This is a genomic window from Microcystis sp. 0824 (assembly GCF_003112475.1).
Taxonomy (GTDB): Bacteria; Cyanobacteriota; Cyanobacteriia; order Cyanobacteriales; family Microcystaceae; genus Microcystis; species Microcystis aeruginosa_C.
This window is the reverse complement of sequence record NZ_BDSM01000009.1, coordinates 1-26848: the sequence shown is the minus strand read 5'-3', so window position 1 is coordinate 26848 and position 26848 is coordinate 1. Positions and strand designations below refer to the sequence as shown.

General features: G+C 43.2%; 20 protein-coding genes and 3 pseudogenes. 11 read left to right on the top strand and 12 right to left on the bottom strand.

Features of this window, described 5'->3' with window-relative positions; translation table 11 throughout:
* Window positions 1–279: 279 nt before the first annotated feature.
* Window positions 280–2331, bottom strand: a complete 2052-nt coding sequence (locus tag N0824_RS03965; protein ID WP_233256348.1) for a tetratricopeptide repeat protein — start codon at window positions 2329–2331, stop codon at window positions 280–282.
* Window positions 2332–2654: 323 nt separating this feature from the next.
* Here N0824_RS03965 and N0824_RS03960 point away from each other — a divergent pair.
* Window positions 2655–3881: pseudogene (locus tag N0824_RS03960) on the top strand (ISL3 family transposase).
* Window positions 3882–3883: 2 nt separating this feature from the next.
* Here the strand turns inward: N0824_RS03960 and N0824_RS03955 are convergent.
* The 6 genes and pseudogenes from N0824_RS03955 to N0824_RS03930 form a co-directional block, all read right to left on the bottom strand.
* Window positions 3884–5401 (bottom strand): serine protease, encoded by a 1518-nt coding sequence (locus tag N0824_RS03955; RefSeq protein ID WP_233256347.1) that lies wholly within the window; start codon window positions 5399–5401, stop codon window positions 3884–3886.
* 231 nt (window positions 5402–5632) lie between these two features.
* Window positions 5633–8099, bottom strand: a pseudogene (locus tag N0824_RS03950) (CHASE2 domain-containing protein).
* A gap of 15 nt (window positions 8100–8114) precedes the next feature.
* Entirely contained in the window at window positions 8115–9242 is a 1128-nt protein-coding gene (locus N0824_RS03945; RefSeq protein WP_108935796.1) for a DUF1822 family protein, read from the bottom strand.
* Window positions 9243–9244: 2 nt separating this feature from the next.
* Window positions 9245–10492 (bottom strand): annotated as a pseudogene (locus tag N0824_RS03940) (RNA polymerase subunit sigma-70).
* A gap of 811 nt (window positions 10493–11303) precedes the next feature.
* Window positions 11304–12080: a M48 family metallopeptidase gene (locus tag N0824_RS03935; protein WP_108935795.1), complete on the bottom strand. Its 777-nt coding sequence runs from the start codon at window positions 12078–12080 to the stop codon at window positions 11304–11306.
* Window positions 12081–12143: 63 nt separating this feature from the next.
* Window positions 12144–12428, bottom strand: a complete 285-nt coding sequence (locus N0824_RS03930; RefSeq protein ID WP_108935794.1) for a hypothetical protein — start codon at window positions 12426–12428, stop codon at window positions 12144–12146.
* A gap of 442 nt (window positions 12429–12870) precedes the next feature.
* On the opposite strand from N0824_RS03930, the gene N0824_RS03920 reads away from it, so the two are divergent.
* Entirely contained in the window at window positions 12871–13659 is a 789-nt protein-coding gene (locus N0824_RS03920; protein ID WP_108935792.1) for an ECF transporter S component, read from the top strand.
* A gap of 329 nt (window positions 13660–13988) precedes the next feature.
* Here the strand turns inward: N0824_RS03920 and ilvC are convergent, their stop codons facing one another.
* On the bottom strand, window positions 13989–14981 hold the full coding sequence (ilvC, locus tag N0824_RS03915; RefSeq protein WP_002792184.1) for a ketol-acid reductoisomerase: 993 nt from the start codon (window positions 14979–14981) through the stop codon (window positions 13989–13991).
* 601 nt (window positions 14982–15582) lie between these two features.
* On the opposite strand from ilvC, the gene pilM reads away from it, so the two are divergent.
* From pilM to N0824_RS03890, 4 genes are all read left to right on the top strand, one after another.
* Window positions 15583–16698 (top strand): type IV pilus assembly protein PilM, encoded by a 1116-nt coding sequence (pilM, locus tag N0824_RS03905; RefSeq protein WP_108935790.1) that lies wholly within the window; start codon window positions 15583–15585, stop codon window positions 16696–16698.
* Between the two features lie 9 nt (window positions 16699–16707).
* Window positions 16708–17478, top strand: coding sequence for a PilN domain-containing protein (locus tag N0824_RS03900; RefSeq protein WP_108935789.1), 771 nt, complete (start codon window positions 16708–16710; stop codon window positions 17476–17478).
* Window positions 17475–18266, top strand: coding sequence for a pilus assembly protein (locus N0824_RS03895; RefSeq protein WP_108935788.1), 792 nt, complete (start codon window positions 17475–17477; stop codon window positions 18264–18266). Before N0824_RS03900 ends, N0824_RS03895 begins: the two co-directional genes overlap by 4 nt.
* 184 nt (window positions 18267–18450) lie before the next feature.
* Window positions 18451–20517, top strand: coding sequence for a secretin N-terminal domain-containing protein (locus tag N0824_RS03890; RefSeq protein ID WP_108935862.1), 2067 nt, complete (start codon window positions 18451–18453; stop codon window positions 20515–20517).
* Between the two features lie 180 nt (window positions 20518–20697).
* Here the strand turns inward: N0824_RS03890 and N0824_RS03885 are convergent, their stop codons facing one another.
* The 3 genes from N0824_RS03885 to N0824_RS03875 all read right to left on the bottom strand — a co-directional run bounded on the left by N0824_RS03885 (window position 20698) and on the right by N0824_RS03875 (window position 22598).
* On the bottom strand, window positions 20698–21744 hold the full coding sequence (locus N0824_RS03885; RefSeq protein ID WP_108935787.1) for an LD-carboxypeptidase: 1047 nt from the start codon (window positions 21742–21744) through the stop codon (window positions 20698–20700).
* A gap of 80 nt (window positions 21745–21824) precedes the next feature.
* A complete protein-coding gene (locus N0824_RS03880) occupies window positions 21825–22088 on the bottom strand; it encodes a hemolysin XhlA family protein (RefSeq protein ID WP_108935786.1) in 264 nt (87 codons plus the stop codon).
* A gap of 42 nt (window positions 22089–22130) precedes the next feature.
* On the bottom strand, window positions 22131–22598 hold the full coding sequence (locus N0824_RS03875; protein ID WP_012265148.1) for a CBS domain-containing protein: 468 nt from the start codon (window positions 22596–22598) through the stop codon (window positions 22131–22133).
* A 161-nt stretch (window positions 22599–22759) separates the two neighbouring features.
* Between N0824_RS03875 and N0824_RS03870 the strand changes: the two genes are divergently transcribed.
* Together N0824_RS03870 and nadC are read left to right on the top strand one after the other, a co-directional pair.
* Window positions 22760–23326: a Uma2 family endonuclease gene (locus N0824_RS03870; protein WP_108935785.1), complete on the top strand. Its 567-nt coding sequence runs from the start codon at window positions 22760–22762 to the stop codon at window positions 23324–23326.
* 71 nt (window positions 23327–23397) lie between these two features.
* On the top strand, window positions 23398–24246 hold the full coding sequence (gene nadC / locus N0824_RS03865; protein WP_108935784.1) for a carboxylating nicotinate-nucleotide diphosphorylase: 849 nt from the start codon (window positions 23398–23400) through the stop codon (window positions 24244–24246).
* A gap of 300 nt (window positions 24247–24546) precedes the next feature.
* On the opposite strand, the gene N0824_RS03860 is transcribed toward nadC, so the two are convergent.
* Window positions 24547–25383: an S-adenosyl-l-methionine hydroxide adenosyltransferase family protein gene (locus N0824_RS03860; protein ID WP_108935783.1), complete on the bottom strand. Its 837-nt coding sequence runs from the start codon at window positions 25381–25383 to the stop codon at window positions 24547–24549.
* A 134-nt stretch (window positions 25384–25517) separates the two neighbouring features.
* Between N0824_RS03860 and N0824_RS20860 the strand changes: the two genes are divergently transcribed.
* From N0824_RS20860 to N0824_RS03855, 3 genes are all read left to right on the top strand, one after another.
* Window positions 25518–25679, top strand: coding sequence for a hypothetical protein (locus N0824_RS20860; RefSeq protein ID WP_002765458.1), 162 nt, complete (start codon window positions 25518–25520; stop codon window positions 25677–25679).
* Between the two features lie 152 nt (window positions 25680–25831).
* Entirely contained in the window at window positions 25832–25996 is a 165-nt protein-coding gene (locus N0824_RS20855; protein WP_199224874.1) for a hypothetical protein, read from the top strand.
* On the top strand, window positions 25989–26444 hold the full coding sequence (locus N0824_RS03855; protein WP_108935782.1) for an N-acetyltransferase: 456 nt from the start codon (window positions 25989–25991) through the stop codon (window positions 26442–26444). The genes N0824_RS20855 and N0824_RS03855 overlap by 8 nt, the downstream gene beginning before the upstream one ends.
* The last annotated feature ends 404 nt before the right edge of the window (window positions 26445–26848 follow it).

The window sequence follows — 26848 nt, the reverse complement described above, 5'->3', positions numbered from 1 at the left end:
GCCATATTATTCTGTTGGCGGAATATTACTGATCATTGATCACTGATAACTGAAATGTTGGGTTTCCCTTTCCCTGATAATTGAGAGGTTTTCTTTAACATATTTATTCGCTCAAACCAACCTAGAAAACTACTACAGTTGCGAGAACAGTTTTCGAGCATCGGCGATGATTTGATCACCCCAGAGATTTTTTTGCAGGGTTTCAACCTGAGCAAATTCAGGGTCGATTTTAAGCGCACTTTTAGCAAGTTTGATCGCTTTCTCCGTATTGCCTTGACGTTAGATAGTAACAGCGAGAGCCAGTTGATTTTCGGCAGATTGGGGGTTAATTTCCAGACTTTTTTGAAATTGGCTACTAGCCAAATTTAGATCGCCTTGTTCGTAATAAATTAAGCCAATATTGGTAATCGCAATCAGATCTTTTTCGTCCAGTTCGAGAACTTTTTGATAGTCTTGGAGAGCTTCGGGATAGCGTTTTTGTCTTTTGTAAATTTCTCCCCGTAAATTATAAGAGTCCTTGAGCTTGCGATCAATAGCGATCGCCTGATTAAAATCCGCTAGAGCTAAATCCCATTTTTGAGTTTGATAGTAAAGGATTCCTCGCGTAAAGTAAAACGAAGCATCGTCTGGCTTAAGCTCGATCGCCCGATTAAAATCCGCTAGAGCTAAATCCCATTTTTGCCATTCTAGGTACTTGAGGCCGCGTGCGACGTAGGCATTGGGAAATTGCTTGATCTCGATAACTTTCGTGATATCTGCAATCGCTAAATCCCATTTCTTTTGTTGATCATAAATAAGATAACGTTGTAAATAAGCCGACCAGTATTTCGGATCGAGTTCGATCGCCCGACTGTAATCAGCTAAGGCGATATCCGATTTTTGCTGTTGTCGGTAAATTTCCCCACGGTTGTAATACAGTTCTGCATCGTTACTATTAAGCTTGATCGCCTTGTTATAATCGGCGAGGGCGAGATCGAATTGATTTTGATCGCGATAAATATCTCCCCGATAGCGATAGGCTAACTCGAAATAAGGATTAATTCGGATCGCTTGGCTTAAATCGGTGAGGGCCAGATCCCATTCTTTTCGATCCCAGTATAGAATTGCTCTAGCTCCGTAAGCGAATTCGGGGTATGGCGAGAGTTCGATCGCCTTGTTAAAATCAGCGAGGGCGAGCTCCCACTTTTGTTGTTGAAAATAAACATTTCCTCGATTGACATAACTACTAAAATAACCGAGTTCGATCGCCTTGTTAAAATCGGCGAGAGCGAGATCCCACTTTTTCTGGTTAATGTAAAGATTTCCCCGCAACTGGTAACCGTTGCCGGAATTCGGATCGAGTTCGAGCGCTTTATTAAAATCCGCTAGGGCTAGGTCCCATTCTTGCCGCTCCGTATAGAATCGCCCGCGAGTCTCGTAACCCAGGCCGGACTTCGGATCGAGTTCGATTCCTTTCCGATAATCCGCTAGGGCTAAATCCCATTTTTGCCATTTTTCGTAAGCGAAACCGCGCATTGAATAGGCGACAACGGAATAAGGATTAATTTCGATCTCTTTTGTGAGATCGGCGATCGCTAACTCCTCTTCACTTTGAAAAATATAAAAAATACCTCTCATTCCATAAGAGCTAGGATCATTAGGATCGATGGTAATTGCTTTGTTAAAATCCGCTAGGGCTAAATCCCATTGTTTTCGCTCCGTGTAAAAACTTCCCCGGGACGGGTAGGCTGCCGCGAAATTAGCATCGATCTCGATGGCTCGGTTATAATCGGCTAGGGCTAAATCCCATTCTTTCCGATCTTCGTACACATCGGCGCGAGCCATATACGCCCTAGGGTTATTCGGATTCAACGTCAGAGCTTGATTATAATCGGCTAAAGCGAGATCCGATTTTTTTAGGTCCTTGTATATATTCCCGCGATTGCTATACCAACTGGAGCGAGGAGCGATTTCTATAGCGCGGTTAATCGCTGTTAAGGCTCGATCGTAACGTTTTACGTTTTGTAGTGCCGACGATAGACTATTGTAATAGTTGGGATTCTGGGGAGAGATTTTGATCGCTTGTTCAAAACTATCGATCGCTTTTTCGGATTGATTCACCTGCTTATAAAATACACCCTGATAATTTAAAATTTCCGCGTGAAATTCCGAACCTTTCTCGCGAGCGGGTAGGGTGGCGAGGGCTTGATCGAGGGCTTTGATCGCTTCCCGAGCTTTGTATTTGCGCCCGTAAACTCTTGCCTTACCGTACCAAGCTAAATAGGTGTATTCGGGATTGTTTAATTGTATCGCCCGATCGAAGGCTTGCAGGGCCCGCTCGTCTTTTTTCAAGCGCCAGAGTTGATTTCCCCGCTCGATCCAGATGTCTGCGGAGGCGTTGGTTTCCGGTATCTCTACACTGACAAGAGTGCGATCGATCTGCTGCTGTTGTTGTGCTGTTAACTGGGGTTGAGCGGTAACGAAAGAAGATAATTTAACTCGAAATTTTTGGCTCTTCCGAACTTGTCATGTAAAATCAAAGAAAAAACAGACAATTATTGCTGACCAATAAAACAATAATTTATCTTTAAAAACTGACTATGCTTGCAATACAGCAATTTATTGTTTAAAATATAGACAGCCAAGACCAGCAATTTTAGACACAAGCTATACTTATGCCATCAAATCCACAATTAAAGTTAATGACCGAGCTACTTCACCTAGAAGGAGTTGTCGTTACCAATTATCAAATTATTACCGATATAGGAATTGTTTTACATTTAGAAAATATGTCAAGAGAAAGCCAGTGCATTCATTGTGGAAGTAAAACGGAAAAAGTTCATCAAAACAATGAATTAACAATCCGAGATTTACCCTTTGGAGAACAGGCATTATATCTGAGAATCAATCGTCGTCAGATGAGATGCGAGAAATGTGGGAAAAAATTCACAGAAGAACTAAATTATTTGCCGAAGAAAAGAACCTACACAGACAGATTTAGAAAAAAAATAGTGGCCGAAGTCCTGAATAGTGATCTCAAAAATACGGCAGAAAGAAATGGAGTAAGCGAACAAGAAATAGAGACGATGCTCAAAGACTTAGGAGAAGAGTTAATAACCGCAAAACCTCAAGGGCTAAAAAAACTAGGAATAGATGAAATAGCCATGATAAAGGGAAAAGGAAATTACTATGCTGTGTTAGTAAATATAGACACAGGAAAAATTATAGGCTTAGTGGAAAAAAGAACAGAAGAAGCATTAACAGAATATCTGAAACACTGGGGAGAAGAGGTTTTGAGCCAAATAGAGGAAGTAAGTATAGACCTGTGGATAGGGTATAAAAATGTGGCAGAAAAACTAATGCCTCAAGCTCAAATAGTAGGGGATAGATTCCATGTAATGAAACAAGTAAATAACGAGCTAGATGAAGCAAGAAAGGAGGTAAAAAGAGAGGCAGCTAAGATAAAAAATAAGAAAAATAAAGAAAATATCTTAGCAGGAATAGCCAAGAGCAAATATGCCTTATTAAAGAATGAAGGAGACTTAGTAGAGAAAGAAAGGAAAAAATGGGAAGAAGTATATAAAGTGTCTCCAAAACTTGGGGAAATGCACAAATTAAAAGAGGAATTTAGAGAAGTATTTGAGAAAAATACGGAGGGGAATGAGGGATTATTTGCCTTGAGTGATTGGCTCAAAAAGGCGATGGTCTACTTTCCTAAAAGCTGCCAGACAATTCGGCGGTAGATTGACGAAATAACTGCCTATTTTTATAACCGAACAACCCAGGGAACAGTTGAAGGAATTAATAATAAACTGAAGGTGATTAAAAGGAGAGGCTATGGATTTAGAAACTTTAAAAACTTTAGTCTTAGATGTTTATTAAATTGGCATTTTGCTAGTTGATTTTACATGGTAAGTTCGGAAGAACCAAATTTTTCCTGTAAACCGATAAAACTATTAATCGGAATCCCTAAGCTAAAACCTAGCTGAATTTTACCCTTAACCCCCTCGGAGCGTCCGTGAATACCGATCACCTGTCCTGCAGCGTTTAAGACTGGACCGCCGCTCATACCGCCGAAGGTAATACTGGTATAGACCATATCGTAACCGCCGCTCAGGGAACTAACTCTGATCGATGCCCCACTTTGGGTAATCGTAAAATCACTCTGTCGCGTGGCGAGAAGTCCTTCCTCCTGACTTTTCACCGCACCGCCGCTAAAGAGCCATCCCGCTCGTTTATCGCCGATTTTGGGAAATCCCGCCACAAAAATGGGACTCTCTCGATTGGGGCTATAGTTGGCGATTTCTGCGACCGGATAATTCTCGTTACTCTCGAAGGTAAAAATGGCCAGATCGACCCCTTCCTGTCGAATAATGGTTTTTCGGTCGAGGGGAAGGGTTTTGCCGTCGCTGGTGGTGAGGGTATAGGTGTAATCGGCACAGGTTTTCTCCTCGGCGATTTTCTCACAGAGGACATGATCGGCGGTTAATACGGTGTAGGTTTTTCCCTGCTGGGCGATAATGACACCGCTACCGTTGGCCTGACTGCTACTATCAATCCGCACGGTGAAACCCTTCGCTTTTGTTTCTAATTCGGCGATATAGCCAGTATAGGTGGGGTTTTCGATGCCCGGTGAGCTTTTCGGTAAGGGTAATTGGTACGCGGTCAGGATTTCGGGCCGGATGTAGGTTAATAGGGTATTGATGGAAATGCCCCAGTTAACCGCTCTCATCTGTTGGATTTCTGCGTCTGTGGGTTTTGTGCCGTCCTCGTAGGTGTAGTTAGAGAGAATCGGATGGGACGATCGCCCGTTAATGCCGATTAACTCCCCCTCGACAAAAATGCCGCCGCCACTCATTCCCTGCACGATATCGCCACTATAACCGACGCTGTAGCCTTCCAGGAGGGGTCGATCGCTCACCTGTTCGATCTTTCCCTTCGTCGTCCGATACTGTCCCGTTTCGGCAACATATCCCGCGGCCACCACTTCTAAACCGATCTCGTCTTGATTGGGGGTAAACTGCGCGATGGTGGCGATCGCATAATTCCTGGTATCGCTAAACTCTAGCAGGGCGAGATCTTGATTCTCCGATAGGGAATTGGGGACAATGCGGGCCGCACGGCTGTGGCCGTCGTAAGTTTGTACCTGTAGGGTTTTCGTGTTGCGGGTAACGTGGGCGTTAGTTAGGATAAGGTAATTATCGCCTTTTTTAGCGATAATCGTCCCTGATCCCCGATTTGTCTCGCTAGTAATCTTAACGGTGACTCGTTGTAGGAATTGCTCCTCGGTAAGCTCCCGATCGCCCTGTGCCGTCAGAATGGGATGATTAGAAATATTTCTGGCAGCCGGGGTGATAAGGGTTAACCCGGGTTGAGGCAGTAGGGAGAAAAGAAGGATGAGGGCGATCGAAGGTTTGATCATGGCTGTTACCTAGGGTTTGCTGAATAAATGTGAAATGTAGGCAAGGTAAGAGTTTTGTCGTTTTTCTCGTGAAACAGGTGCAAGATTTTGAGAGAATCGTGCTTCAAAACCTTGCGTCTTCATCGGCCCGGGTCCTGTAGGGGCGAAGCATTCGGGCAATAACCTATCGGTGAAACCGGAGATTTTCTATCCGAATGCTTCGCCCGTACTTTTTCAGCAAGCCTTACCTAGCTATTTTAAATAGTAAGAACGAAGAAAAAAGAAGATACCGGAGGTGGTGAGAAGTGCGATCGCTGGGGGGATAATCGGAACCCAGAGACCGAAATAACTAAAGAGAAGCCAACCGATACCAGTAAGGGAAATCACAGCGATCGCCACTGTCAAAAGTACCGTTTTTACCCGAAGAAAACGCCACGTTAATAATCCCCCCACCAGGGACCAACCTAGCACCCAGAAAGCCTCCTGTAGGGGATTCCAGAAAGCGATCGAGGTACGTTTTCCTTCCATTGTATCGAGAATTTGACTGACTGCGTGCGCGTGCAAATAAACCCCCGGAATTGCTTCCGATGGGTTGCGACTAAAGGGGGTTAAAAAATCATCGATCCCGGGTTCTGTTACTCCAATCAGGACAATTTTTTCCCGGACTGATTCGGAATTAAAACCCGGATCTAAAACCTGTCGGAGAGATTTTTTCGGGGCAATTTTGATGATTGCATCGATGCCATTATCGGCGATTCGACGGTAAGCGAGCATAACTTGACGGCCGGATCGGGTATCGGATTGACTGGTTCTGTAGGGGCCGCGGTTGGATTGTAGCCAGTCACCGAGATGAGTATCCCCGATATTAATTTCTAGAATTCCCCGCTCCAGTTTATTGCAGTCAAAATCTTGATTCTGGGATTCTAGATATCGTTTGGCAATTAGGAGGGAGACTAAAACTAGGAGCATAATCTTTAAAATTACAGGACATTGAGTCAACTTTGGCCAAAGAATCCGGGGGAAGACAGGGAGAGGTGCGATCGAGTTTTGCCTGATATAAAAAACGACGAATTCGGGGAACTCCGGCAATGGTTTCGTCTGGGACTATGTTACTAAAACCACTCTGATTTTTTGGCAGTTCCGGGGGTGGGGGAAATCCGTCCGGTTGCGGGTAATTATTGAACTTACAAATCGAGATAAAATTAGGAGTATTTTGTAATTGTTTGGCTAGGGGTGGATAATCTTGACTGGCAGCGATGGGACGGAGGATATCTAAGGCGATAATTTGCGGTTCGTAGGGCAGTAATTTATTTAAAAGCTGCGATAATGCTTCTCCTGCGAGGGAACGTTTTCGATCGCTTCCTGGTATTGTTGGTCTTTTCATACCCATGCGATCTTGATATTCCCAATCTTGGCGATCAATGGTAATAATTAATAATCTGTCATCGGGTTTATCTTTGGGTTTTAGTTGCATCAGGCGATCATAAATATTTAATTCTAAGGGTTCTAAAATTCCTGTTTCTCTTATTGCCAAGACTGTCATCGTTACGGCTAAACCTAAACCGAAAGTTAGAGCAAATCGTCGCCAATTTTGTTGTTTTTGAGGGGAGTTACTGAAACTATGCCAAGTGGGGGGTTCTTCGGTGGGATTGGGGCAAACTACGGGCAGCCAACTGGCACAGGGATAGTCTTTTTCCCAGTCATCGTGGAGATTTTTTTGGGCTTCATGTACGGCACTATAGAGAGATTTATTATTGGTAAAAGCGGTTAAAAAGTATTGCAGAAATTTGGGAGAAACGGGATCGGCTAATTTCTCGCGCATAAAGATTAGATGGGGTAATGCCATCCCTTTTTCCCGTGATAGTTGTTGTGCCAAACCGATACCATCACAGGAGTTAAATATCGCTAACTTTAACCCGTTTTTAGTAGCTTCTCCCAGGGAAAAGCTAAAATCAGCTATCTTTAATTTATGAGTTTCTGTTAGTTGAATTTCGCAATCTTGGCCATCCTCTGTACTGGCACTATGACCGCTAAAAAAGAGGATATTCCAAGTTTCTTGACGCAATAACTGATTTAATTTTTGCGGGTGAGGGGCTTTTTCCCAGATAATTTCGGCTCCTGCTTTTCCCGCAATATCGTCTAAAGTTTTGCGATCTTCTTCGAGAAATCTTAAGTCGGTGGCATAGCCTAAAATGGCTAAAATCCGAATTTTTTCATGATTTTGTAATTGTCTGGCTAAGGTATCGTATTCTGAGACAATAATGGCTATATCTGCGCCAGTATTTTGGAGGATTTCCCATTTTTCCCAGGGGAATCTTTGCAGCCAAATATTATCGGTTTGTAACCAGATACGAAAGTTATTGCCAGAGCGCAGAATTGCGGTTTTTATCGGTTTAAATTCTGGGCTATTATTCAACCATTTGTTTAAGTTATCCTCAAATAATTTGGCTTTTTTTTGGAAGTTTTTAAAAACTAAACTCTGCTGATAACTATTGGTAATTTGTTGGGGATTGCTATCTTTTAAGACTTTAAAAAATCCCTCTAATTCACTATAGTGACGTTGCCATTGACGGTAAAGAGTTAATAACTCTAAATTAGCTGGTAGCCTTGCTTTGATCACAGTTTGGGGACGAGAATTAAGATCGGGACGAATTTCTAATTTTACTTTAAATCCCCGATCGAATGTGCCATCTAGTTCGAGAGTTAAGAGTTTAATCATTAAGTTTTTCCTCGCTTATACTTGTAAATATTCGGTGACTCTTGCCGATTCTAAGGCCACTTCAATGAAGAATTTATCCCCCAATTCAGCATCAAATCGATAACGAATAAATTCATCGTTATCTGTGGCAATTACTTCTCGAAAAACCTGACCAGTTTCGGTGAGAATACTTAATTTTAAATGGGTGGGTAAAGTGCTTGTTTCTCCCGTGGGGTAAACAGTCGCTTGCAGGCTAAATACTTCTTCAATTTTAGCGATAGTAATCATCAAAGCGAGGGAATTTCCCAGTAATTCTACTCCTAAATCTTTGATGCGTTTAATTTCTGTATTTTTGAAAGCTGGAACCAGTGACAGTGAGCTAAAATCGAGGATACTTTGCCAATCAATGGGGAAATTATCAGTAAACCAATTGGTTAACTTGACGGGGGATTTTTGCCGACGGGTAATTAAAATTTTTCTCCAGTTACTATTGACGATAACTGCTGCCCATTCCTGAAAAGTAACGGCTTTTCTGGGAAAGATTAACTGAGGATTAGCTAAGATGTCTAGTAAGGTTGTCAATCTATCTAAAGATAGTTTTTCTTCCATCTTTTCCGGTTCAATCTTAACTGCTTGTAATTGACACTCTCCCCATAAATCCAAAGAATCTGATCCTGATTGCAGTTGATTTCTCGGTAGAGAGTAGTTAAGATTACGCTTAATATATTGTCCTTTTTCCTTAATATCTTTATGGGTAGTATAACCCCAAATTCTCAGATGACTTTCGGCAGTATTTACCTGTACCGCTAGATAATAATCACCAATTAATTGAGGAATATCTACCCATTCTTGAGGAATTTCGATCGCTTCTATATCCAGAGTTTCGCTGGCAATAAATATTACTGACTTTTCGCCTAATTTAACGGTAAAACCATTAACTCCTAGTTGCCAGAAATCCTCTTGATTTTTTACTAAGCTAACCCCAGGCATCCCTGACTGTAGATAGTTAAAAATAACTTGTTGACAGAGATAATTAATATAAAATCTCTGACGAATACTGGCATCAGTAAAACTGGCACTCTTTGCCCAACTTATCTCTTGAATATCTGCGGGTATTTCTAGCCAAATACTATCAGGAGTTAGTTCTAACCAATCATTAACCATAATTAATCCTCCTGAGTTGTTGCGCTGGTTTGATAGTAGTATTTTAGCCATGGTTCTATTGCTTTACTAATAACTTCTCTATCGTGAGACTGGGAAGGAATATGCAGGTTTTCGCTGGCCCAGGGTAAAAACTTTTTAGCGAGGTGACGATAAACTTTATCCAGTTCCCTAGAAACCTGATATTGTTTGATAACCACCGTGGTAATTTCTGTAATCTTAGCGGCAATTGCCACTTGTCCCAACCCCAACCCATAAGTCATCTCTAGAATTAACTGAATTTGCGGATGCAGTTTTACCTGTTGCGGCTGCTGACAAATCTGTGAAATTTCTGCGCGTAATCAAGCTAGAATTTTTTGGTGATTTTGTTGCGACTCGCGAAAATTTTCCGCCGCTTCCAATTGCTGCCAAGGGGTATCATGGAGAGTATCTTCGATCATTTCTTCCCTCGTGCTACTTTCCCCATCCCCGAAAGGTTGCTGTAGAGAAATTGTTTTTCCTTGGGGAAATAAATAATCAAAAATAGCTTGTCCCGCATCCTTTAACCATCGGGTAATTGTCGCAGAATTGATTTTGATGGTAGAGTGGCTATCCGAGTTATAAGCAGCGGCGATTTTTTGCCAGATTTCTGGACTAGGTTCCTGAATTTTACCATCGGTTTTTATTTTTGCCTGGGCATAAATTTCTTTATAGTAATCCCAAGCTAAAAGGTAATTTTCGAGAGTTTCTCCCACTAATCCCCTCGCCAGGAGAGCTTGGCTGAGACGCGCTCCGGTAGAATTAAGTAGTAGGCTCCAAGTATTATGGCCGAATGCTTGACTAATCTGACGGATGCGATCGATTAAGCGATATTTAATCCTCTGAGTGGCAAAATTATCGAAGCGAGTGGAGAATAAAGGCTTAAAGTCAGCTAAGATAGCCTCAAAACCAAGAATTCCTTCGTTAAAGTAGTCTTCGATCTGATAATCCAGTTTAGCTTGATATTTTTGATAGATTTCGGCAGCAGCCCAGTAGCAAGGTTCCTGCAAATAAGCGTATAAATGCCCACGAAAAAGATGATTTTGGGAACCGTGATTCTGATACTGTTGGTGAAAGAATAGGGACCAATAATCCTCGGACTCGACATTAGGATCGATTGGGCCATAGCTTTCTATGTTACGACGCAAACGCCGATCGCAATTCCATTGTGTCCTATTTTGCTGCAAAACTAAAAAGCAACAAAACTTCTCCAGCAAAGTCTCTCGTTTTTTCATCTAGCTACTCCCCGTGGAGGTCAACTAAACTCTCTATCGTTCCACTTGCAGCTTTTATGCAGTATTATAGCAGTTATATTAATGGTGAGGTACAAAGTTTTCGTTTTAGAGAGTCGGTTGTCGGTCGTCAAAAGCAAATTAGATTATACTTGATCTTGATGAGAAAGACTGTAATATTTATCTATTAATTGCCCTTCCACAGCCAATTGAGTCAAGTAGAAAAAGAGAAATGGAAAAAGGCTAGCCATGGAAATGCCAATTTAGTGGGGGAAATTTGGCACGATTTTATGAACCATACCAATTAAGGAAGAACCCTATCCCCACTCTCAAAATTATCCTTTGATGGAATATCCAGAGGAGTTTTTATTTTTAGAAAAGAAGTAATCTGATTTAATCAATTATCTATTAGCGTTAATTCTGCTGTATTTAACAGAATTATTTATGATAATTTTTCCTTAATTACTCAATTAGGAAACTGGATATAGCAGCATCTATTAACTGCATTTGGTCGGCACTTTTGAGAAAAAAAAGCCTAAAAACCTTGTTGGATAAGGTTTTTAGATTTTATTCAGCAAACCCTAGTTAGGGCTTGCTGAATAATGGTAAAACCCTTTTAAAATAAGGCTTTTGACCTGTTAAAGTCCGATGTTCATGCTGCGAAAATCGGATTGGGACCCCCAAAAACCTTGCATTATTCTTTTTTATAGTACAAGTTTGGTACAACAAGAGAGGGCAACAAAGCCTGAAACTCCCGACTCCTGACTCCTGACTCCTGACTCCTAACCCCACCAACAAACTTTTTCAGCAAACCCTAGTTATTAATCGAATTAAGCTGTTTTTGCAGTGCCACAATGCGATCGCTTGTAGCTGGATGGGTGCTGAGAATTGTCGGGGTAGAACCCCCCTGTTGTGCTAATTTTCGCATAAAGGAGATCATCGCCGTGGGTTCATAACCAGCCCTGGCCAAATTTTTTAACCCCAGTCGGTCTGCTTCTAATTCATCCTTGCGACTGTTTGGCAAACTGTAGGCGAGATTAACCCCCAATTGTACCCAAGTTTTCGTCTCTAATCCCGCCGCACTGAGAAGTCCTTGGGCGAGGGCAGTATTGCGTAATTGGGTGATAGAATGACGACCGACGATATGGCCGATTTCATGGGCAATAACACTCGCTAATTCTGCCTCATTATCAGTAGTTTTAATCAATCCCGTGTGTAAATAGACAAATCCACCCATAGTTGCGAAGGCGTTAATGCTATTGTCGCGCACCACTTGAAAAGTGTAGGGAATGTCAGGGCGATCGCTAGTTGCCGCTAATCGCTGCCCGATTTCCTGGACATATTGGTTAATTCTGGCATCTTTGGACAGTTTCACCTTACCTGATTCTAATAAACCTTGATTAATCTGCCTACCGATGGCGACTTCCTGCTGAGGAGAAATAGTGGAGAGTTGAATAACTTGCACACCCCGAAAAAGCAAATCCATCCACGAGAGGGCGAAACTGGTTTGGGGACTGATAATCCCGATACTCAGGCTCAGCAGCAGAGAAATTATTGTTAATAGCCAAAAACGGTAGAAAATAGGGCGCATAGACGATTCGATCCCATAAAAACCTCATTCCCATTCTAGACAGTGCCTATCACCCTTTGTCTGTTACTGTCCCCGATTGGTTTGATAGACGTAAAAGTTAAATAAATCGAATAAACTGCCAACAAAAGCAAAAGTAACAGCGATGGTTAACATTCCTTGTAGGGGATAACCGTCACCGAAAATGGTTAAAAATTGCAGGATTTGGCTAAAACCCGCCTGAGAAACCCAAGTAAAGCCGGGGACGTGACTGGTGGCGAATAAAGCAGTTAAAATCGAACCCACCAAGAGGACGGGAGCAACAAAACTTAATAGGGTGGAAAATAGCAGAGAACGGAGCAAAGTAAGCATGGGTGCTGATCTCCAAAGAATTGGGGCGCGATCGAACGGGAATAAGAATTTATACTCGCTCCCCTCTAGGATATACGTTCATCTCAGCTAGGGGCGGTTTTTTAAAAAATCTTAAAATATCATTAAGATTCTTGGTTAAGAAAAATATAGCAGAGGAATTCCCCACAGGAGCGTACACCGGTGGGGATGCAGCGACTGCCTCCTTTCCGCTTGCTCAAATCCTCTGCTAAGTAGGTAGGCGTTAAAAGTTGTCAGACACCCCCCTTATCAAGGGGGGACTAAGGGGGAATCGGCACCCCCCTTATCAAGGGGGGCAGGGGGGATCGAACCTAAAATCCATTTTTAATTTAATTATAACCAGCTACTTATAACGTTGGTCATTAACTGCCCGAAGCGGATAAAACCAGAGGATGATAGAAAAGTTAGAATTACCCTTGCAACTATGACCCTAGATATTATCCCCGAAGGGGAAGAACGCAAAGTAGAAGCTGTCAGTAGTGCCGCTATTGATGGTGCGCCGATCGCCTATATTGTCGTCTTAGCGGCCATTGTCACTACCCTTTCTTTTATTCCCTTCTCGATTGTCCTCGCTTCCGGCGGTAGTATGCCCCTCAGTCAAGCGGTTTTTCCCTTTTTGGGTTGGTTACTCGGCCCGATCGCTGGTGCGATCGCTAGTGGCATTGGGTCCTTAATTGGGGCTTTCCTTGCCCCCTACACGGCAGGAATTCCCGCTATTTCGGTCTTTGGGGCAATTATAGCCAGTTTTGTGGCGGGAACGATGGTTTTAGGCAAAAAACGCCGTTATTGGTGGTTAGGATTAACGTTAATTTTTCTGATTCCCCTGTTTATCTACGCTAACCGGGCGATCGGACTGAACGGCATTTCGCCACGAATCTTTATCGCTGGGGCTTTCGTCGATTGGTCGGCGTTGGTATTATTTATCCTACCAACCCGGACTCTGTTTACCCATTGGATCAAAGGTAGTAACTTTGTCCTAGTAGCGGCAGGAATTTTTGGCGGGACTTGGACCGCCAGCGGACTCTCCCATTTAGGGGTCGCCGCCATTACCTACTCGATTTTTAACTGGCCCGAAGAAGTCTGGATCGCTTTAATTCCGATCGTTCCCATAGAAAATCTGATTCGTTCCCTCGTCGGTATGGTGATCGGTTGTGGTGTCATTGCCGGTTTACGGGCGATCGGTCTGGTCAAATCACGGGAGGCGATCTACTAGACCTCTTGTAAAAATCAAAAATTGTTGTTAGGGTTAGGAGTCAGTAGTCAGGAGTCGGGAGTCAGGAGAAGAAAAAAGACAAGAGACGACTAGACTAGCCATAAAACCTAATATTATGCCGAATTTATCCGAGCTTTTAGATATTGTGACCCAATAGCGGCCCGATAACTTACTTTTGCAGGAGGTCTACTGAAATGGGAATACAGCAGTTATCTTCAATGGTGACATAGGAAGTTTTACTTTTGGGGAGTGGGGAGTGGGGTGTCGGGGCGGACTCAACAGCAAGAATTGCCAGGTTGCGTCCAACCCTCCAGCGAAAAAAAAGAGAACTAGCGTTTTAGCCAACTCATCATCGCCCGCAGATCTTGACCGACTTCTTCGATCGAATGTTCTGCTTCTTGACGACGCATAGCGGTGAACCCCGGTTTACCGGCTTGGTTTTCGAGGACAAACTCTCGGGCGAATTGTCCCGATTGAATTTCCCGGAGGATTTTCCGCATTTCGGCCTTAGTCGCTTCCGTCACCACCCGCGGACCGCGAGTGTAGTCACCGTACTCGGCTGTATTGGAAATACTATCGCGCATTTTGGCTAAACCGCCCTCGACGATCAGATCGACGATCAGTTTTACCTCGTGTAAACACTCAAAATAGGCTAATTCGGGTTGATAACCAGCTTCCACGAGGGTTTCAAAGCCAGCTTTAATTAAAGCACTTAAACCGCCGCATAATACTGCCTGTTCTCCAAAAAGGTCGGTTTCTGTTTCCTCGCGGAAAGTGGTTTCCAAAACCCCGGCCCGAGTGCCACCGATACCTTTAGCGTAGGCCATCGCCCGATCGCGTGCTTGGCCGGTAGCATCTTGATAGACAGCGAATAAACAGGGGACTCCTTGACCTTGTTCGTAGGTGCGACGGACGAGATGGCCCGGTCCTTTGGGGGCGACCATGACCACATCGACATTAGCTGGGGGGACTACTTGACCAAAATGAATATTAAAGCCGTGGGCAAAAGATAACACCTTGCCTTCGCTTAAATTGGGAGCAATTTCGTTGATATAAATCGTTTTCTGCACTTCATCCGGTAAGAGGATCATGATCCAGTCGGCAATTTTAGCGGCTTCGGCCACATCATAAACGGGAATACCGGCTTCTTTGGCTTTGATTGCCGATTTACTGCCGGGATATAGACCAACAATCACATTAACGCCACTATCCTTGAGATTTAATGCGTGGGCATGACCCTGGGAACCATAACCAATAATAGCGATCGTTTTTCCCGCTAATAAATCTAAATTGGCATCTTCATCATAGTACATTCGTGCCATCGAACTCGCTCCTTAACTTCTTTTGTCACTGTGCAAACTCCTAATTATACGCGAAAATCACGCCTGTCAGAAGCATTCGATCGCCAGTTTCCTGAAGTCAAGAAAAAATAGTCCCTAGAAAAATTCAAATTTTCTCGAGATATTTGGGTACTCTAACTAGGGTTGGCTGACTTGATCGAGTGGAGCAGAAAAAGGGAGGATAATGACCAATTGTTAGGTTGGCCTTGGTTCCTTCACCAAAATTGATTACAATATCAATATCATTAAGCACTTCCTCTCCTCCTATCCAGTTAAGATTAACCTCGGTCTGAACACAGATAATCAGGTTAATATTAGTGCAGAAATAGCTTCTCTCCCCCTCGATTTTCACCTTTTCTGGCTGATTTACCCAGTTAGGATCGTTTGTAGGCTGATTTACTGCCTTGATCGATCCTAGATAAAATCAGGTCAAAAAATTATCGAAAAAATCGGGTCTAAAAACTCGCCTTAAAGCGAAAAGTTTTTGTAACGGGGATTTATGCTCCGTTACAAAAACGGCCTCGGAGCCTCCGTTAATGGCTTTGTTGATCACCAATTCCCTTAGAGCTGCCCCAGAAAATCTATGGTAAGTTTTTTTAAGAAGCTATTGACAAAAAAAACTCAAGGTGTTGGGTTAGAGATTACCCCAGAGCGCCTTAACGTGGCTCAGATCGTCAAACAGAAACAAAATTATAAATTAGTTAAATATTGTTCGTCGGATATCCCAGAAGGCATATTTGAGGAGGGAAAAATCGTCGATTCCGCCGCTTTAGCGGAATTAATCCAAGAAGTCTTCAAGGAAAATAAAATTACTAGCAAACGAGTCGCTACTGCTGTCCCCATGCGCGAGTCAATTATCCGGATTATCGCCATTCCCTCGGAATTGGACGAGGAGGAATTGCGCGATCTGGTCTTAAATCATGAAGCTAATTTATACCTTCCCTATCCGCGCGAGGAAGTGGATATCGACTACCAAAAACTGGGCTACTTTCAGGATGAAGACGGGATCGAAAAGGTGCAGGTTTTGCTGGTAGCTACTCGTCGGGAGATCACCGATGCCTATCTGGAAACCCTGCAACGGGCAGGATTACAGGTAGATGTGCTAGAAATTAATAGTTTTGCCCTAATTCGGACGATTCGCGATCAGTTGCGACAGTTTAGTTCCAATGAAGCCACTGTTATTGTCGATATAGAATTTGATAACACGGAAATCGCCATCGTGGTGGACGGCGTTCCCCAATTTTCCCGCACTGTCCCCATCGGCACTTTCCAGCTACAAAATGCCCTTTCCAGGGCGATGAATTTGCCCACCTCCCGCAGTCCTGAGATTCTTTTGGGGATGACAATCCCGACCACTGCCTTTGATAGTCTTGCCACCAATACCGCTCTTTCCAGAACCTTTACTACCGCCGGGATGGCGGCACTGATGCGGGTTTTAGGGGAATTAACCGATGAATTGCGGCGATCGATTAATTTCTATCTTAACCAAAGTGATGAACAGGAAATTGTCCAGTTACTTTTAGCCGGTCCCGGGGGCGGTTTAGCACAACTAGATGAATATTTTACTCAACGTCTTAGCATCACTACTATGCCAATCGATCCGATCGCATCACTGAACCTAGATATCGATCAAGAGATTCCTAATACCCAAAGACCTGGTTTAGGAACAGTTCTCGGTTTAGGATTGCGGGAGGTATAGACAAAAATTATGTATAGTCTTGACGTTAATTTTCTCAAAGATCGCCATCCTAACCGAACAGTCCAAACAACCTCTAACTTCGAGATTTCCACCTTTATTAACCTGAGCAAACAAATGCCCCTGTTCATCGGTGTGGGAGTGGGGGCCGGATTATTGGCACTGACGGGATCACTCGGTTTAACCGTCGGTTGGAAAACCAGCGAAACTCAGGCCAAAATTCAGCAACTGGACGGGGAATTAGGTCAAGTACAAGTCCAAAGTAAAAAACTAGAAGACATCAGAGGGGAACTAAAGGCGGTAGAAGCAGAAAATAAAGCTCTGGTGGGTGTATTTAATCAGATTAGGCCTTGGTCAGCCATTCTCCAAGAAATTCGCCAACAAACTCCTTCTACTGTGCAGTTAAATAGTGTGCAACAGGTGGAGGTTCCCGCGAATCCCAATCAAGGGCAAGCCAATCCGGCTACTCGCTTAAAAATCAGTGGTTTTGCCAGTAATTACGAAGCAGTCAATGATTATCTTTTAACCCTACAAGCTTCCCCTTTTTTACAGGGTAAGCAAACGGCGATCGAAAGTGCTGCCCTGGCCGATTTACCCGTAGAGGTGGATAATCAGTACACAGATATTAATATTACCTTCCCCCAAGTGGTTCAATTTGTGATCACCACCCAATTAAGTGATACTCCCACCACCCAACAACTGCCCAATCTCGCCAGGAATGGAGCGATCGGAGTTATCACTAGGATTAATACTCTCAAACGCCAAGGAGCCATTCAACCATGACCTTTACTGAAGAATTTGAGAAGCTGAAATTAGAGGAATTTGAGGAGTATCCTATCGCTTTCGGGATAACTTTTACTCCCCGCAATAGTGGCATCGCTGCCGCTATGCTAGGTTTACTTGGCTCCCTCTATCTGCTTTTTAACTGGGTGATGCCCGCTTATAATACCTTGCAGCAACTGCAAACCGATGCAGCCAACAAACAACAACTGGTAGATCAACAAAAAAGCCGTCTCGAATTTTCAGAATTCCAAAAAATCGAGGGTCAGTTACAACAAAAAAAAGCTATTAAACAGAAAATTCTCTCGCTTTTTGCTAAAGAAAAGGACTTAAACACAATTCTCTTAGATGTTAGTAATATCTTTAAGTCTCGCGATGTTAAGCTGGTTAGTTTTCAACCCCAAGGACTAGAACCGGTGGTGATATCCGATGGTTCCCTCGGTAGTGAGGTTAATAATAAGCTCAAACGTCAAACTTTTAACGTCAAGATGGAGGGGAACTATGCTAAAACTCAAGAGGTTATTCGGGATTTAGAAAGATTACAGCCCCTCATTTTGCTGAACAGTCTCAATACCCAAGTGGACAAGGAAGGATCGACGGTTAAAGTGGTTAGTACCAGCAAAAATAAAGCCACTATCGTTCCCCAAGGCGATAAACCCGTGACTACCACCTTTCTCCTCGATGTGATTATTCCTCTCAGTGCCGAAGAATTAGCGAAATTAGCACCACCCCCACCTGCTGAAGGTCAACCCGCCGCCGAAGGTCAACCCCCCGCCAGTCCGCCCCAATAATAGTCTTCCATCCGGTGTGATACTAAATCCGTTGAGTATAGGCTAGTTATGAGGAGAGGCACTCATGCAAGAGGCAAGAGGCAAAAGGGGGAATAAATAATCAGTTTTTAATAACCAGATTTAGTATGAGTATTGTGTTTTTTTGTCCGTTGAATCGCTTAATCGTTGAGGAGTGAAGTTAAAAGTGAATCCGTCCCGCTATGCCCTGTTTATCCCCCCAATTGCCTCGTTTTTATTGATGGCTCCCCTGAGCGTCTTGGCCGAAACCCCCATTTCCTTCCATGATGCAGAGTTAAAATCCCTTACATCAAAAATTGAATTTTCGCAAGGGCTTAGTAAAGAAACTTTACAAAAATCGCTAAATCAGCTTGTCCCTTCCAGCGCGGCCGTAGAAAAGGAAATCAGCATTTTAGGCAGTGAAAAACTACTTGCCCAAAGTGCGCCCCTTGTCCCCAATCCGGAAATTATCATTCAAGGCGCACCCCAAGCCCCCGGCGTTCCCACCCTACCCCGGGCCGTCGCCCCACCGGTGGGAGATATTGCCATCTCTAACATCGATGCTAGTGCCGAAAAGGTCAAATTCGAGCGTAATATCACCGTACCTCGTGTTTTACTCCGGGAAGCTTCCGCTAGAGAAGTGTTAATGACCCTTGCTAACATTGCCGGTTATAACGTCGTTTTCACCAGCGCCCAGGGGGAAACTAACGCCACTTCTCAGACAGTTTCCTTGGAATTTACTGACGAATCGGTGGAAAACATTTTTAACGCCGTGTTGTTAATTTCCGGACTCCAGGCCAACCGTCAGGGTAAAACCATCTTTGTCGGGGCGCAATTACCCCAAGGCGCTCGTAATCTGATTAGCCGCACCCTGCGTCTCAACCAAGTTAAGGCCGTTAATGCCGCCACTTTCCTCGCCACCCAAGGGGCAGAATACCAGCGTTTAGTCTCGAAAACCGAGGATATCGTCGATCCCCTCACCGGACGAGTCATCGGTCGCCGGGATGTTCCCGCCACCCTAGAGGCACTGGAACCCCAAAAAACAGAAGGCTCAAAAGCTGCCCTACTTTTAACTGGTTTAAGAATTGCCGCCGATGATCGCCTTAATTCTATCAATTTAATCGGCGAAGCGCGGCAAGTCCAGATCGCCACATCCTTATTAACCCAACTGGATGCCCGTCGCCGTCAGGTGGTGGTTAACGTCAAAGTTATCGATGTCAACCTGCTCAATACAGACCGTTTTAACAGTAGTTTTTCCTTCGGTTTTAACGATGGTTTCTTCGTTCAAGATAACGGGGCGGCAGTGGTGAACTTTGGGAATATGAACCCACCTAGTAGCTCAACTGCATCCAAACCGGGGGCTTTTGCACAGCCGATAGTTCCTTTAAATAATGTTTTCTCTGGGGAGGAAACACCCGCCCTAGAACCTTTTTTTGATGTTCAGGATGCTCCTTTTAGTAATATAACTCAGGGAAGAGTCACAGATCGAAATACTGGGCTGGTTGTTCCCTATGCCCGTCCTAATTTTGGAACATTTAATAACCCCTTTCAACCCGGTGCAACAGACGCGGATGGAGGGGATTTTACGCTACCCGGCCTCTTCCAATATCCCCAAAGATTCCTGATGACTCTGCAAGCGTCAATTCAGACAGGAAATGCCAAGATTCTCACCGATCCCTCCCTGGTGGTGCAGGAAGGTCAACAGGCTACCGTTAAGCTCACCGAGAAAGTGCTAGAAAGTGTTAACACACAGGTGGATCCTCTCAGTGGTGTACGCACCACTACCCCTGTATTGGCCGAGGCTGGATTAACTTTAGCGGTAAACGTCGATCAGGTGGATGATAACGGTTTTATTTCCCTGTCTGTTAGTCCCACTGTTGCCTCTCCGGGGTCTCCGATTCGATTTGATAGCGGTGGTCTCACGGTCAACACCCTTACCCCTCTGATTCGTCGGGAATTAACTTCTGGTTTAATTCGTCTCCGGGATGGACAGAGTTTAATTCTTTCTGGGATTATCCAAGAGCGCCAACAGAGTTCTGAGACAAAAGTGCCGATTTTAGGCGATATTCCCATTTTAGGGGCTTTATTCCGCAGTCGGACTAATCAGAATAGTCGCAGTGAGGTGATTATTCTCCTCACTCCTAAAATCATGGAAGATACGGCCACCTCTACCCTCGGTATCAACTATCAACCGGGCCAAGATGCGGCGGAAATGCTTCAGCGTCAAGGGTTCCCCGTACAACCGCGACAGTAATCAGCTTTTTCAGTTATCAGTTATCAGTAATCAGTAATCAGTAATCAGTTTCTGAAGCTTTTGCCTCTTGCATGAGTGCCTCTCCTCATAACTAGCCTATACTCAACGGATTTAGTGTAACTTCGCCAGCCTAAATATTCCGTTATCAGTTAAAAAAGGGAATAGCAACAGTCAGCTATTTTACGCTTTACTAACCGCCGATTCTAACATAGTAATCGTTCCCCGATTAGCATCAAATTCTACTCCAATACCGATGGGAATAGTTTCAATAATTTCTAAATGTCCGATCATTAAACCTAAACAAGCGGGAATTTTTAAGGGTTGAATATATTCTCGGATCACTTCTTCTAACGTCAGAGAACCATAGTCACTATTGGCGCTACAATTGCTACATTGACCGAAGATAAATCCAGCTAAATTATCGAAAATTCCCGCTAATTTTAATTGATTTAACAGGCGATCAATTTCATAAACATCTTCACCAATATCTTCTAAAAATAGGATGGCTCCGTTAAAATCCGGTAGATAGGGAGAACCAGCGATCGAGGCTAAAGTGGTCAAATTACCACCGATTAATTTACCTTTTGCTTGACCTTTAGTAATAGTTTGAATCCGATTTTTTACCTGCATTAAACGATTAGCATCATCGGGATCGGGAAGATTTCTAAAAGTCAACTTTTCCCCAGAAAATAAAACTTGTCGAAAGCTTTCAGTTTGAGCAGTGCGCCAACTAGAAAAGCCATTGGGAGCATGGAAAGTAACTAAACCAGTTTTGGCATAAATAGCCAATAATAAGGAAGTTATATCACTAAAACCACAGATGATTTTAGGATGACGACGAATTAAATCGTAGTCGAGATAAGGTAATAAACGAGCACTTCCCCAACCGCCGCGAATTGGTAAAACTAAGGCAATATTATCATCAGCAAAAAATTGATTTATATCCGAGGCTCGATCGCTATCTTTACCGGCTAAATAACCATAACGATTTAAAGCGTATTCACCAACTTTTGGGACTAATTTTAAAGCTCTAACTGCTTCAATAACTATATTCAAATCATCTTCTTTAAAAGTTGCCCCCGCCGGACTAATAATACCCACTCCGTCCCCCGGTTGTAGATGTGGCGGTTTAATTAGAGGAAAATTACTGCTAACAACTTTTCTGGGAATTAGGGAAAAACTAACAGCAGTTAGGGCAGTAGTAGTGAGAAATTGACGGCGCTTCATCCTGATAGTTTTTAGAGAAATTGCCAGGGAAATAAGAATTTAAGTAGGTAGGCGTTAAAAATTATCAGATGCCCCCCTTATTAAGGGGGGATTAAGGGGGGATCGAGGGAAAAAAAAGTTTTCACAATTGCCCCAGCTAAGAGGACAATTAATGCCCAAACCTGATATTTTTGGTTTCCTTCTAATGAGTTTAGTCGATTTTCTATTCCCTCAACTTTTCCCGTTAACACCGCTTGTCCTACCTTTAAATCCGTCACATCTTTTTGTAAAGAATCGATTTTTCCCTCCATCCGCGTCAAGATAGTTTCTAGGGAATAAGTAACCGTTTCCTGAGATTGATTCATTTGTTCAAGATCTTTTAGTTAATTGTTGCCCTAGAAAAGCCATTATGCTTCCGATTTTGCCATATCGCGAATGATATCGCCGCGAGTGATAATACCGATTACTTTGTGGGTTTCTTCCTCAATCACCGGTAAACGACGCACATGACGATCATACATTAACGAGGCCGCTTCTTTCAAAGGGCGATCAGCTGTGATACTAATCGGTTTATCGGTCATTACTTCCCCCACGGTTTGACCGAGAGCTTTATGGAGTAATTTCTCGTGACGGCTAGGATTTTGTAGATAGATGACGCTATCGAGGAGCATAATGTAAGGAGGAGCTTCTACTCCCGTTTCCTGCCACATAAGGTCAGTTTCGGAGATAACCCCAATCAGTCGCATATTGTCATCCACCACGGGTAAACCACTAAACCGCTTTTCGGCCAAAATCTTCACTGCTTCGGACAGAGAAGTGTTAGCGGTGACGGTGATGGGATTAGGAGTCATGATATCGGCAACTGTTTTCGTCATCTTAGCGACCTGCGACAATAATGCTTTCTCTCTCCATCTTATCATTAGGGTAATCAGTCGCCGCTTAATTATGACTATTCTTCAATCTTCGGTTGAGAAAATGGTATAAGATAAAAAGGAAATGGGATATTAATTTAGTTAGTTGACAAGGAAAAATAAAAATGATCGCTCAACCTCAATACCCAGAAAGAATGACCCCGGAAGAGTATCTAGAATGGGAAGCTACCCAGGAATTGCGCCATGAATACATTGATGGGGAAATTATCGCCATGACTGGGGGTAGTCTGCCTCATAATGATATTACCCTAAATTTTTACAGAACTTTATATTCTCATCTCCGTCCGCGAGGCTGTCGAGTCAATGTATCTGATGCCAAGGTACAAGCTAATAATAGTCGTTATTTTTATCCCGATTTGGTGATTAGTTGCGATTTTAGGGATAGAGAATCTCGTAATTTTATTCAACATCCACAAGTGATTATTGAAGTGCTTTCCCCTAGCACAGGAAACTATGATCGCACTAAAAAGTTACAATATTATCGTCAGATTCCTAGTTTACAAGAATACGTTTTAGTCGATCCTGAATCGATCAGTGTTGAGGTTTATCGTCGCGGTGAAGATAAAATTTGGTTTTACTGCGCTTATAGTCAAGGGGAAGAAATTATTCTATCTAGTCTCGATTTTCACTGTGCGATCGAGTTAATCTATGAAGGGATAAGTTTCGATTAAAGAAAGTTTACAAAAAGGTCAAATATTCCTAAACTTAAAATAAATACGTCCCGATTGTTTCGATAAATTCTATGTTACCGCCCCTATTAGTTCTTGATCCCTTGTTAGAAAACTGGTTACGAGAAGATCTCGGTAGAGGCGATCGCACCACCCAAGCAATTTTCTTCGGTCATGCTAAAATCGGTCAAGCCACTTGGATTGCCAAGGAAGCGGGAGTTATTGCCGGTTTACCCGTAGCTGAACGAGTTTTTCAACTGCTTAACCCCACTATTCACTTTACCCCCACCGTTGCCGAAGGGGAATTCTGCCCCAAGTCTAAAGTTATTGCCGAGATAGAAGGTTCCTTCGATGCGCTGTTAATCGGGGAAAGAGTCGCTTTAAATCTTGCCATGCGCTTGAGTGGGATTGCTAGTGAAACTCGCAAATATGTGGATAAAATTGCCGATTTATCGACAAGATTGGTGGATACTCGCAAAACTACCCCCGGATTGCGAATTTTAGAAAAATATGCCTCCGGTATCGGTGGCGCTATTAACCATCGTTTGGGGTTAGATGATGCAATTATGATTAAAGATAATCATATTCAAGCAGCCGGCAGCATCGAGGAAGCAGTGCGTCGTGTACGGCAAAATATGCCCTATCCTCTCACAATTGAAGTAGAAACTAGCCAATTAGAAGAAGTGAATCAGGCCCTAGAGCAGCAGGTAGAGATCATTATGTTAGATAATATGGATTTAGAGATGATGCAAACTGCTGTGGAGATGATCCGCAATTTTAATAGTAAAACCAAAATAGAAGCATCGGGAAATATTACCCTCGATCGCATTCGCAACGTTGCCGAAACAGGAGTAGATTATATTTCTACTAGCGCCCCGATTACCCGTTCTACTTGGTTAGATATTAGTATGAAAATTGATTAAAAGGCTATATCAGTTATCAGTGGGAATTATGAATTATGAATTATGAATTATGAATTGGGGAGAATAAATAGACCTCGACCTAATATTATCTCAAGACTAAAAGTCTTTCTAGTCAAGGAATATACCCGAATAAAAATTATTTTAATTGCCTCATATTTTTTCAGTAAAATTGAATTAGCAACGACAGATATACATTTCAGTCATCGAACTACTTAATTAGTACATGAGCTAAAAGCAAGCTGTGACTGGGTTATAATTTTTGGAGATGTCTAATAAAAATAATCTCCCGTCTCCCGTCTCCTAACTCCTGACTCCTGACTCCTGACTCTTATCTCCTGACTCCTGACTCCTATCTATTCTAACCTCGATCGCATCGCCAATATTTAGGTCTAATTGCCTTTGGGCGCTACCACTATTGACGGCAACTTCTAACCCCCCGTGACTACCGATAAAAGCGACTATTTCCCCCGAAGGAACATCACTGTAGGTGTTTTTTGCGGGGATAATTTTTGGACCCAACTGCACTGACCAATTCTTTCCTTCTAGGAGATAATCGGGAATATTGCTGATTAAATTGCCGAAAATGTCAATATATTGAATTTGACCCCTAATTTTATCTTCCTCGATTTGCGGAACAGCGATCGCTAATTGTTGCAAGCTATCGGGATCAATAATCTCACCTAACATTTCTAGGGGTACTCCCTGGGCCAAATAAGCGGCCACAGGAGCAAAAATATCACGACCGTGAAAAGTAGCGCTAGGGTTAGGGGTGCGCCAATAGGAAGAATTATTGAGATTAACGGCAGATATAGCCGGAGATTGACTTAAAATGCCACTAAATAAACCATTATCTGGCCCGACTAAATAACCACCGGCAAAACGAATCCCTACCCCGCGTCTTTTGCTTCCCACCCCCGGATCTATAACTGCTAGATGAATAGTGGCTTGGGGAAAATATTGATAGGCATTTAGGAGAATAAAACGACCAGCGTAGAGGTCTTGGGGCGAAATTTGATGATTCAGATCGATCGTGCGAGCATAGGGGGCAATTCCCGCGATTACTCCCTTGATAATGCCCACATAACCGTCCTGTAGTCCAAAATCGCTAGTAAGGGTTATTAGTGCCTGTTCCGTCATCGACTTGTCCCTAGGGTTGCCAACACCGTTAATAAATCTTAACGCCAAATTCAGTAGCTAAAGATACAGTTTACCAAGGAGAATGTTATGATTCAGATATAAGGTAAGTTAAGTCGCTCAAAAGTCTGTCCATCATGAACAAAAATCGTCAGCAAGTCCTAACACAAGCCGCCGTCGCTCATAGAGAAACACTCCGCAGAAATTTACAACACCGACTGGAAGTAGCTAGAGCGCAGGGAAATGAAGCTTTAGTGCGTCAATTGGAAGCAGAGGCGGCCTATTTGCACCTTCGTTAGATTTAATCGGTGTTTAGTCATAGTCTAGTTGTCGGTTTCTAGTGATCGGTATGCCGATCACTTTTTTTTTGGGCGAATTTTTTTTTAATTGCTGATATCTTAACTGGCAATCCCTAAAATAGAAGGAACAGCAGTTTAGAGATCAAATAATTATGGCTTTTTTCCGGCAATATATCGCCCCACTCCTGACTATCTTCGTGTTTTTAGTTGCTCTGGTTGCCACCAGCATCCGGATTTTTTTACCGGCAGATTTAGCTGCACCCGCTCCGATCGAGCCATCCCTGGGCATAATTTTGTCTTATCCTTGGCATGGCTAACCTTCCCGAAAATTATCGGCTGCGACTGGGAAAAATGGGCGATCGCTATCTACTAATTAATTTTCTCACCCGCAGCTATGAAGAATTTTTTCCCGAACAAAAAAACCTCTCCCATCTAGCTGATACAGTCAGACAGTTTTTTTGCGTCGATACTCCCTTGTGGATCGTCGAAGGACAACAAACAGCGATCGCTTGTCTCTGGATGGGGAGTGCCGTCGATCAGGTGACAGGCGATCGCTATGGTCATATTTTCCTAATTTACGTTGATCCCCAGCATCGTCGCCAAGGTATCGCCACCGCACTAATCGATCGAGCTAAGGATTGGGCAAAAAGTCGCGGACAAACCCGCATCGGTTTACAAGTCTTCATCAATAACGACAATGCTCTCACTCTCTACCAAAATCTCGGCTTTCAAACTCGCTCTTTGCTGATGTGGAAAAATATTTAGAAACTTTTAGGAGTTAGGAGACAGGAGATAGGAGTTAGGAGATAGGAGTTAGGAGTCAGGAGATAGGAGATAGGAGATAGGAGATAGGAGTCAGGAGTCAGGAGATTATTTTTATTAGAGTTCTTGCATAATTAATTTTTGAGAGTGCAAAAATGAGAAAAATAGACATAAAATTGCATAAAAGCCCTAAATAGAGCATTTAATTGATTAATGCTCATTCTTAATTCTCCTGACTCCTGAATACTGGCTCGGAGACTCCTCACCTAAGGTCAGATTTTTGATTTTTGCAAGAGGTCTATTTATTATCCCCACACCCCACACCCCACACCCTACACCCCACACCCCACACCCTACACCCCACACCCCACACCCTACACCCCACACCCCACACCCAGGAAAAACTT